This window comes from Streptomyces sp. SM1 (genome assembly GCF_002910825.1).
Classification (GTDB): domain Bacteria; phylum Actinomycetota; class Actinomycetes; order Streptomycetales; family Streptomycetaceae; genus Streptomyces; species Streptomyces okerensis.
Map to the genome: position 1 here is coordinate 3725 of NZ_NEUB01000717.1, position 6341 is coordinate 10065.

Sequence of the window (6341 nt, forward strand, 5' to 3'; positions counted from 1 at the left end):
CGCCGTTGGCGGACAGGGCGGTGACCCGGAAGCGGTCGGGGTTGCGCAGCACGAGGTCGATGGCCTGGGTGCCGATCGACCCGGTGGAGCCGAGGATCGCCACGTCCTTCGGGCCGTCTCCCACCACGGGGTCGTACACCAGGTGCGGATCGGCGAGCGGAGCTGGAGCGTCGGTCATGGACCCCATTGTGTCGGGTCGCGCCCGCCGCCGGGGCCCCGCCCCGGCGGCCGGGACGGGTGTTCTTCCGGGCGCGGGGGCGTGGCCGGTTCCGCGGCCGGCCACGCCCCCGTGTCCCGGCGGGTCAGCGGATCGGGCGGTGCAGGTTCTCCCGCCGGGACGGGCCCGGGGTGGCGTCCGCGATCCAGGGACCGTCGTCCGAGGGGTCGATGACGCCCTGCTCGAGCCACTCGTACGTGCCGGAGAGCACGCCCTTGACGACCTTGCGGTCGACGTCGTCGGTGTTGCTCCAGAGCCGGCCGAAGAGCTCCTCGACGCGGATGCGGGACTGGCGGCAGAAGGCGTCGGCGAGCTGGTAGGCCTCGCGGCCGTTCTCACCGCGGCCGCGCAGGAGTTCCGCGCGGACGCAGGCGGCGCTCATCGCGAACAGTTCGGCGCCGATGTCGACGATCCGGCCCAGGAAGCCCTGCTTGGTCTCCATCTTCCCCTGCCAGCGGGACATGGCGTAGAAGGTGGAGCGGGCCAGCTTGCGGGAGGTGCGCTCGACGTAGCGCAGATGCGGGGACAGGTCGATGCCGTGCTTGAACTCGTGGTAGGAGCCGGGGAGCTGTCCCGGTCCGGCGACGAGTTTCGGCAGCCACTTCGCGTAGAAGAGACCCGCGCCCGCTCCCGCCCGCGCCTTGTCGCCGAGGGACTTCTCCGGGTCGATCAGATCACCGGCGACCGACAGGTGGGCGTCGACGGCCTCCCGCGCGATGAGCAGGTGCATGATCTCGGTGGAGCCCTCGAAGATGCGGTTGATGCGCAGGTCGCGCAGCATCTGCTCGGCGGGGACCGCGCGTTCGCCGCGCGCGCGGAGGGACTCGGCGGTCTCGAAGCCGCGTCCGCCGCGGATCTGCACCAGCTCGTCGGCCATCAGGCAGGCCATCTCCGAGCCGTACAGCTTGGCGAGGGCCGCCTCGATGCGGATGTCGTTGCGGTCCTCGTCGGCCATCTGGGAGGACAGGTCGACCACGGCCTCCAGTGCGAAGGTCGTCGCCGCGATGAACGCGATCTTGGAGCCGACGGCCTCGTGCAGGGCGACCGGCTTGCCCCACTGCTCGCGGGCCGCCGACCACTCGCGGGCGATCTTCAGGCACCACTTGCCCGAGCCGACGCACATCGCGGGCAGGGAGAGCCGCCCGGTGTTGAGTGTGGTGAGCGCGATCTTGAGTCCGTGGCCCTCCTCGCCGATGCGGTGGGAGGCGGGGACACGGACCCGGTGGAAGCGGGTGACGCCGTTCTCGAGTCCGCGCAGGCCCATGAAGGCGTTGCGGTTCTCGACGGTGACGCCCTCGGAGGACGCCTCCACGACGAACGCGGTGACGCCTCCCCGGTGGCCCTCGGACCGGGGCACCCGCGCCATGACGACGAGCAGGTCGGCGACCACGCCGTTGGTGGTCCACAGCTTCACGCCGTCGAGGACGTAGTCCTCGCCGTCGGGGACGGCGGTGGTGGCGAGCCGGGCCGGGTCGGAGCCGACGTCCGGCTCGGTGAGCAGGAAGGCGGAGATGTCGGTACGGGCGCAGCGCGGGAGGAACGTCTCCTTCTGCTCGCGCGTGCCGAAGATCTTCAGCGGCTGCGGGACGCCGATCGACTGGTGGGCGGAGAGCAGCGCGCCGATCGCCGGGTTGGCCGAGCCGACCAGGGCGAGGGCCTTGTTGTAGTAGACCTGGGTGAGGCCGAGGCCGCCGTACTTGGTGTCGATCTTCATACCGAGGGCGCCGAGCTCCTTGAGCCCGGTGATCACCTCGTCGGGGATGCGCGCGTCCCGCTCGATCGTGGCCCCGTCGATCTTCGTCTCGCAGAAGTCGCGGAGTTTGGCGAGGAACTCCTCACCGCGCTGGACGTCCTCGCCGGCGGGAAGGGGGTGGGGGTGGATCAGGTCGAGCCGGAAGCGGCCGAGGAACAGTTCCTTGGCGAAGCTGGGCTTGCGCCAGTCCTGCTCCCGGGCGGCCTCCGCGACCTGACGGGCCTCCCGTTCGGTGACCGTGGGCCGGGACGGAGACTCGGGTACTGCGGACATGAGGCTCACCTCGCCGCGAATAGGATGGAGTCATGCGTTACTGACGGGTGCTACTCGATCGTATGTACCCGATTCGTAGCGAACCCACCACCCTTCGTGCGTCCGTTCGGCCGATAGGCCGACGGCCCGGGAAGAGGGGCGTCGAAGCGCTTCGACACCCCTTGGACACTCCCCCGCCTCTACGGCTATTGTCGGACCACCCTCACCCACCCTTGCGCACACGGCGCTTCGTCGAAGCGCTTCACATCCCAGGGAGAGCCGGATGGTCACCCTCGCCGAGGTCGCCCAGCATGCCGGAGTCTCGGCGAGCACGGTGAGCTATGTCCTCAGCGGCAAGCGGTCCATCTCCGTGAGCACCCGCCGGCGGGTCGAGCGGAGCATCCGCGAACTCGGGTACCACCCGAACGCCGGGGCCCGCGCCCTGGCCAGCAGCAGGTCCAACATCATCGCGCTGATGGTCCCCCTGCGTACCGACATGTACGTGCCGGTGATGATGGAGATCGCCATCGCGGTGGCCACCACCGCCCGCACCCACGGGTACGACGTGCTGCTGCTCACCGGAGAGGAGGGCCCGGACGCGGTGCGCCGGGTCGCGGGCAGCGGACTCGCCGACGGCATGATCCTGATGGACGTCGAACTCGACGACGGGCGCCTCCCGCTGCTGCGGGAGACCGACCGGCCGGCGGTGCTGATCGGTCTCCCCGCCGACACCACCGGGCTGACCTGCGTCGACCTCGACTTCAAGGCCACCGGTGCGCTGTGCGTGGAGCATCTCGCCGAGCGGGGACACCACGACATCGCCGTCATCGGCGAGGCGCCGGCGGTCTACGAACGGCACACCGGCTTCGCCGAGCGCACCCTGGACGGACTGCGCGGCCGGGCGCGGGAGCTGGGACTTCGGCTGCTGCACCGCCCCTGCGAGGGCGGGTACGACGCGATGGCCGTGACGCTGGCCCGGATCCTCGACGAACGGCCCGGCACCACGGGCTTCGTCGTGCAGAACGAGTCGGCGGTGGAACCCCTGCTGGCCCTGCTGCGGCAGCAGGGCCGGGCCGTGCCCGAGGACGTCTCGGTGGTCGCGATCTGTCCGGAACAGGTCGCCGTGCAGGCCTCCGTGCGCCTGACGTCGGTCGCCGTCCCCGCGCAGGAGACGGGCCGGCTCGCCGTGGAGCAGCTGGTCGCCAGGCTCGGCGGGCGGGGCGGCGACGAAATCGTACTGATCGCGCCCGAACTGACGGTCCGCGCCAGCTCGGGCCCGGCACCCGCCCCGTAGCTCACCCGCGCGGTGACACGGCCGCTGTCACGCGCGGCGCCACAGCGCCGGAACGCCGGGCGGCTCCCAGCCGGTCATCGAGGTGTGGGCCCGCAGGCAGCGGTACCCGGCGCCCCCGTAGGTGACCCGGTCGCCCGCCGCGTACGGGTGGCCGGGGGCCCAGCTTCCGCTCGGCGGGTCGGTGGGCGGGTCCGTGGGCGGGTCCGTGGGCGGGTCCGTGGGGCCGCCCTCGACGTCGAGCACGAAGTCGAAGGTGCCCTGCCTGCCGCCGCCCGCGGCGCGGACGTTCATCAGCAGCGCCGGGTCGAAGAGCGCGTCCGTGCTGTTGCGGGGCTCGCCGGGGAAGCAGAGCTGGGTGGTGAGCACGGGTTCGCCCGGTGCCTGCGCCTTGACGTGGATGTGCCGGGTGCGGCCGGGATAGAGGCCCGGCACGATCGTCCGCAGGGTGAAGGCGCCGGTGGCGCCGGTGAACTGGTGCCCGCGGAAGGTGTATCCGGCCATGTCGTAGGCGCCGGCGTGGTCGGCCTGCCAGAAGTCGGGCAGGACCCCGCTCAGCGGGACACAGTCGCGGCCGAAGACGTAACCGCTGACGGTGAGCGGGGTGCCGGGGGTGCCGGGCGTCACGAGGTCGGTGCGCGGCGGGGAGTCGGGCTCCTAGAGGGCGAGGCCGGTGAGGACCATCACGCGCTCGTAGGTGTAGTCGTCCATCGCGAACCGCACGCCCTCACGGCCCACACCGGACTGCTTGGCGCCGCCGTACGGCATCTGGTCGGCCCGGTAGGAGGGCACGTCGCCGACGACCACACCGCCGACCTCCAGGGCGCGGTGGGCCCGGAAGGCGGTCTGCAGGTCGTGGGTGAACACACCTGCCTGGAGCCCGTACCTGGAGTCGTTGACGGCGGCGAAGGCCTCGGCCTCGCCGTCCACCTTCCGCACGGTCAGCACCGGCCCGAAGACCTCCTCGCAGGAGAGGGTGACATCCGCCGGTACGTCGGTGAGCACGGTCGGCGCGTAGGAGGCACCATCGCGCTTGCCGCCGGTGAGGAGGGTGGCGCCCGCGTCGACGGCCTCCTGCACCCACGCCTCGACGCGCTGCGCCGCCTCCTCGCTGACCAGCGGGCCGACATCGGTGGCGTCGTCGCCCGGGTCGCCGGTGGCCTGCGCCTCGACGGCGGCGACGATGCGCGGCAGCAGCCGGTCGTAGACCGACGCGTCGGCGATCACGCGCTGCACGGAGATGCAGGACTGGCCGCCCTGGTAGTTGGAGAAGGTCGCGATGCGCTGCGCGGCCCGGTCCAGGTCCTCGTCGCCCGCGAAGTCGGCGAGGACGACGGCCGCGCCGTTGCCGCCCAGCTCCAGCGTGCAGTGCTTGCGCGGCACCGAGTCCATGATCGCGTAGCCGACCTTCTCCGAGCCGGTGAAGGAGATCACCGGCAGCCGCTCGTCCTGGACGAGGGCGGGCATACGGTCGTTGGGGACCGGGAGGATGCTCCAGGAGCCGGCGGGCAGCTCGGTCTCGGCGAGCAGCTCGCCGAGGATCAGCCCGGACAGGGGCGTGGCGGGCGCCGGCTTCAGGACGATCGGGGCGCCGGCGGCGATCGCCGGGGCGATCTTGTGCGCGCACAGGTTCAGCGGGAAGTTGAACGGCGCGATGCCGAGGACGACGCCCTTGGGGAAGCGGCGGGTGAAGGCGAGCCGGCCCTGCCCGCCGGCGTCGGTGTCCAGGCGCTGCGCCTCGCCGCCGTTGAACCGGCGGGCCTCCTCGGACGCGAAGCGGAACACCGAGACGGCGCGGCCGACCTCGCCGCGGGCCCACTTCATCGGCTTGCCGTTCTCGGCGGAGATCAGCCGGGCGATCTCCTCCGTGCGCTCGGCGAGGCGCCGGCTGACGTGGTCCAGAGCGGCGGCGCGGACGTGGGCGGGGGTGGCGGCGAACTCGTCCCGTACGGCGTACGCGGCGGCCACGGCCTCCTCGACCTGGGCGTCGGACGGCACACTCACCGTGCCGACGACCCGGCCGTCCCAGGGGGAGGTGACGTCGAAGGCGGCGTCGCCGGTGGCCTGGCGGCCGGCGAGCCAGAAGGCGTGGGTGGAAGTCATGTGGAGTCCCGGCCCTTCCGCGTAGGGGGTGTACTGGTTTTCTGGGTCCACGGTAGGGGCGTGCCGCCGGGCGGGCGCTTGTCCGGCACGTACGGATGCCGGGCAGCAGTGCGCCGCATCGGCACAAAGACCCCGGGGCGGCAGCGGAGCCACCACCACGCGGGCCCACGGCGCCACCCCAGACACACCGGCTCCCCCCGCACGGGCGCGCCGCAGGACAGCCCCTCGCCCCGCGCGCACCACCACCGGACCGCGGTACGCCGCGTCCGTGCGAGGGCCGAAGAACGACCCCGCAAACGTCGCCGCCCGCGGCCGACGGGAACACGCCGCCGATCAGCCCCGCGGGCCCCACACCCGGACCGCGGTACGCCGCGTCCGTGCGGGGCACGAAGGCAGCCGTGGTGACGTCACCGCCCGGGGAACCGAGAGAGGCACGTCACCGGACAGCCGCTCGACCTGCGGGCACCGTCACCGGACCGCCGACCGCCGCACCCACGCGGAGGCCGAAGAACGGCCCCGGAAGCCCCGCCCCCCGCAGGCCCCGGGCAGCCGTCCGACCCGCGTGCACCGCCACCGGACCGCGGTACGCCGCACCCGCACGAAGACCGAAGGACCGCCGCGGAAGCCTCACCGCGTGAGGGCCGAGAAGGGCTCGCCGGTGAGTGGTCGTCCGGTGTCGAGGAGCGGATCACCGCGCTGCGGGAGGAGATCGGGGAGGGGCGCCG

At 72.8% G+C, this 6341-nt stretch carries 3 protein-coding genes and 2 pseudogenes; 1 reads left to right on the forward strand and 4 read right to left on the reverse strand.

The genetic code is table 11. The features are described from left to right. Positions 1-178 (reverse strand): annotated as a pseudogene (locus tag B9S61_RS42455) (1-deoxy-D-xylulose-5-phosphate reductoisomerase); the annotation flags it as partial. A 124-nt stretch (positions 179-302) separates the two neighbouring features. Beyond that, positions 303-2243, reverse strand: coding sequence for an acyl-CoA dehydrogenase family protein (locus tag B9S61_RS20455; protein ID WP_103543554.1), 1941 nt, complete (start codon positions 2241-2243; stop codon positions 303-305). Positions 2244-2505: 262 nt separating this feature from the next. Here B9S61_RS20455 and B9S61_RS20460 point away from each other — a divergent pair, with 262 nt between their 5' ends. Then, positions 2506-3516 (forward strand): LacI family DNA-binding transcriptional regulator, encoded by a 1011-nt coding sequence (locus tag B9S61_RS20460; protein ID WP_103543555.1) that lies wholly within the window; start codon positions 2506-2508, stop codon positions 3514-3516. A gap of 27 nt (positions 3517-3543) precedes the next feature. Here the strand turns inward: B9S61_RS20460 and B9S61_RS20465 are convergent. Together B9S61_RS20465 and B9S61_RS20470 are read right to left on the reverse strand one after the other, a co-directional pair. Then, a pseudogene (locus B9S61_RS20465) lies at positions 3544-4170 on the reverse strand (carbohydrate-binding protein); the annotation flags it as partial. Next, positions 4171-5616 carry an aldehyde dehydrogenase family protein gene (locus tag B9S61_RS20470; protein WP_103543557.1) on the reverse strand — a complete coding sequence of 482 codons (1446 nt, stop codon included), beginning with the start codon at positions 5614-5616 and terminating at the stop codon, positions 4171-4173. It lies immediately after the preceding pseudogene. Positions 5617-6341 lie beyond the last annotated feature (725 nt).

Coding starts and splice junctions, on each gene's coding strand:
- B9S61_RS20455 (WP_103543554.1), bottom strand. CDS start 2,243: ATGTCCGCAGTACCCGAGTCTCCGTCCCGGCCCACGGTCACCGAACGG.
- B9S61_RS20470 (WP_103543557.1), bottom strand. CDS start 5,616: ATGACTTCCACCCACGCCTTCTGGCTCGCCGGCCGCCAGGCCACCGGC.
- B9S61_RS20460 (WP_103543555.1), top strand. CDS start 2,506: ATGGTCACCCTCGCCGAGGTCGCCCAGCATGCCGGAGTCTCGGCGAGC.